The sequence below is a fragment of the Pseudorhodoplanes sp. genome (assembly GCF_046289595.1).
Lineage (GTDB): Bacteria > Pseudomonadota > Alphaproteobacteria > Rhizobiales > Xanthobacteraceae > Pseudorhodoplanes.
Window position 1 is genome coordinate 1 of the sequence record NZ_JBKBVB010000223.1, and the last position, 2,893, is coordinate 2,893.

General features: G+C 61.6%; 4 protein-coding genes and 1 pseudogene. 3 read left to right on the plus strand and 2 right to left on the minus strand.

Annotated features, from left to right (window positions below; genetic code table 11):
• Positions 1-183 (minus strand): annotated as a pseudogene (locus ACK41X_RS23295) (hypothetical protein); the annotation flags it as partial.
• A 107-nt stretch (positions 184-290) separates the two neighbouring features.
• On the opposite strand from ACK41X_RS23295, the gene ACK41X_RS23300 reads away from it, so the two are divergent.
• Both ACK41X_RS23300 and msrP read left to right on the plus strand, forming a co-directional pair.
• Positions 291-911 carry a TetR/AcrR family transcriptional regulator gene (locus ACK41X_RS23300; RefSeq protein ID WP_409728655.1) on the plus strand — a complete coding sequence of 207 codons (621 nt, stop codon included), beginning with the start codon at positions 291-293 and terminating at the stop codon, positions 909-911.
• A 133-nt stretch (positions 912-1,044) separates the two neighbouring features.
• Positions 1,045-2,013, plus strand: a complete 969-nt coding sequence (gene msrP / locus ACK41X_RS23305; RefSeq protein ID WP_409728657.1) for a protein-methionine-sulfoxide reductase catalytic subunit MsrP — start codon at positions 1,045-1,047, stop codon at positions 2,011-2,013.
• Between the two features lie 54 nt (positions 2,014-2,067).
• Here msrP and ACK41X_RS23310 read toward each other — a convergent pair whose 3' ends face one another.
• Positions 2,068-2,571, minus strand: coding sequence for a MarR family winged helix-turn-helix transcriptional regulator (locus ACK41X_RS23310; RefSeq protein WP_409728659.1), 504 nt, complete (start codon positions 2,569-2,571; stop codon positions 2,068-2,070).
• 133 nt (positions 2,572-2,704) lie between these two features.
• Here ACK41X_RS23310 and ACK41X_RS23315 point away from each other — a divergent pair.
• Positions 2,705-2,893, plus strand: a 189-nt coding sequence (locus tag ACK41X_RS23315; protein WP_409728662.1) for a hypothetical protein, incomplete at its 3' end; no start/stop codon positions are given.

Sequence of the window (2,893 nt, forward strand, 5' to 3'; positions counted from 1 at the left end):
GGGGGTGGGCGGCATCGTTTCCCCGATTCCCGACAGCTCGCTTTCCAGGCTCAGGGGATCGACGCGGTCGGCTTCCATCACCAGGCGCACCAGCGGATCCGAAAGGATTTCGGGAAAGGTCAGGGTCCGGATGCGCGCCGCCCTTTCGGCTGCGTTGTAATTGCCGTAGATGGGAAAATGCATGAATGCCTCCGGTGGATTTCGGGACTGGCCGGGACCATTTGACTATGGTACTGACCGGTAACACCTGATAGGTACTGACCGGTAACACCCATGTCAAGGGGTGCGCCATGACAGAAGCGATGAGTGCGACCAAAGTTGAAATGTCGGACCGGCTGCCACCCCGTGAGCGCATCATCGCCGCGGCGCGTGAGCTGTTTTACCGCCACGGCATCCGCGCCGTCGGCGTCGATGCGATCGCCGAGGCGGCCGGCACCAACAAGATGACGCTGTACCGGCATTTCGAATCGAAGGATGCGCTGGTGGCGGAATATCTGCGCGGTCTCGCCTCCGAGAAGGACGATGCGTGGGCTGCGCTGCAGGCGGCGCATCCCGATGACCCCCGTGCGCGGCTCGACGCCTGGCTGGTCGAAGCGGCCAGTCATGTCAGCGATCCCAAGTCGCGCGGCTGCGCGCTCGCCAATGCCGCCGTGGAACTCCCCGAGAAGGGGCATCCGGCCCGGTGCGTGATCGAGCAATGCAAGCAGGAGTTCCGTCATAACCTGGAGCGGCTGTGCCGCGATGCGGGCGCGGTGCAACCGGAGCTGCTGGCCGATCAGCTTTTCATGCTGCTGGAGGGCGCTCTGGTCTGTACCCAGGCCACCGGACACGAAGGACCGGCGCGGAACTTCATCGATGCCGGCCGTGCCATCGTCGCCGCGCATCTGGGCGCGGCCGCAAAATCCGTCTGACGTTTATTCGGCCGCGGGCAGCGCTTCGTTACGGTGCGCGGCCATCATTTTCGTGTCTCCGATCCGTGATTTGCGAGGCCGCGCGCACCTGCGTATGTCATGTGTTCAACGGTCACCCGTCTGGAGAGACGCGATGAAGATCATCCGCCGCCGCGGCTGGGAAATTCCGGAAAGCCAAGTGACACCCGAACGCTATTTCCTGAGCCGGCGTGCCCTGATTGCCGGCGGGATCGGGGCGCTCACCGTCGGTTATGCCGCAGCCCAACGGATCTCCGATGTCGACAAGCTGCCCGATCCGACCGCCGATCTCTACCCGGCCAAGGTCAACAACACCTATCCGATCGACCGCGCATTGACCGAGGAAAAGATCGCGACCTCCTACAACAATTTCTTTGAATTCGGCAGCGACAAGGCGATCGCGCAGCGCGCGCAGGCGCTGAGGATCAGGCCGTGGACGGTGAAGATCGACGGCATGGTGGAAAAGCCGTTCGAGATCGGCATTGACGACCTGATCCGCAAAATGCCGCTGGAAGAACGCATCTACCGGCTGCGCTGCGTCGAGGCCTGGAGCATGACGATTCCGTGGACCGGCTTCCCGGTTTCAAAGCTTGTCGAATTGGCCAAGCCCTTGTCGTCGGCCAAATACCTGCAGATGGAGACCTTCAAGGATCCTTCGATCGCGCCCGGCCAGCGCCAGACTTGGTATCCGTGGCCCTATACCGAAGGCCTCACCATCGCCGAGGCCAACAACGATCTCGCCTTCCTCGTCACCGGCGTGTACGGCAAGCCCGCGCCGCGTCAGATGGGTGCGCCGATCCGGCTCGCGGTGCCATGGAAATACGGCTTCAAGTCGGTGAAGTCGATCGTGCGCTTCCACTTCACCGACAAACGGCCGAAATCCTATTGGGAGCATCTGCAGTCGCACGAATACGGCTTCTGGGCCAACGTCAATCCCAAGGTCGATCATCCGCGCTGGAGCCAGGCGACCGAGGAAGTCATTGGCGCCGGCGGCAAGCGGGTGCCGACATTGCTGTTCAACGGCTACGGCGAATGGGTCGCCGATCTCTACAAGGGGCTGGAGAACGAACGGCTGTATGCGTGACGCCGTCTGATGCGCCGCCAATAAATTCACTGCGCGTCGCGGTGGACATCCCGCTTAGTACCGCTTTCCGCATTTTGTGTAGTCGCCGCATCCGCGAATGATCCTGCACAAAAGCTCCATCAGATGGTCGCGATGCTCCTGTCCGATCAGCCCGATCAGAAATTCATTATGAGCGATGGCATGCCGGGTGAGCTCGCGCAGATGCCGCTTGCCCTTTGCCGTCAGCCAGAGCGTCTGAACGCGGCGGTCGGCCGGTGACGCGCGGCGTTTCACAAGACCGTTCCTGACCAGTTCGTTCAAGGCAGGGGTTACGGTCGACTTTTCCCGTCTGCTTGCCCGGCCGAGTGCAGCCTGGGTCAGCCCTGGATTTTCCTGGATGATGGTCAGCATCGCATAGCGGTTTGGCTTAAGTCCGGCACCGGCGCGCCCAGCCCGTTCGGCAAAAGCGCGAAAGGATGCCTCCTGGGCAAGGCGCAGATGAAACCCGATCGCCTCCTTCAGACGGCCGACCGGGATACCGGATGCGGCATTCGGCGCAATTTTCGTTTGGCCTGCCATGGCGCTACCTGGTCCTCACGCGGCGAGATCGTTCGGGGTCGAACGATATTGACGGGGCCAACCATAGCGCTTTAACTGCGCTTTCAAAGCGAATAAGCGGCGCGTCAGGCGCCCGGCAAAGGGAGGAGTCTCGATGATCAGAGGACACATATCCAAGGCCTTTCTCGCGGCAATGCTGTCGTTGCCATTGGCCTCAGCAACCGGCTTGGCTCAGAAGGCGGAAGACTTCTACAAAGACAAGACCATCCGCGTCATGAGCGTAACGGGTGCCGGCGGCACCATGGATCTTTATCTGCTTCTCTTCATGAAGCACGCCAAAAAA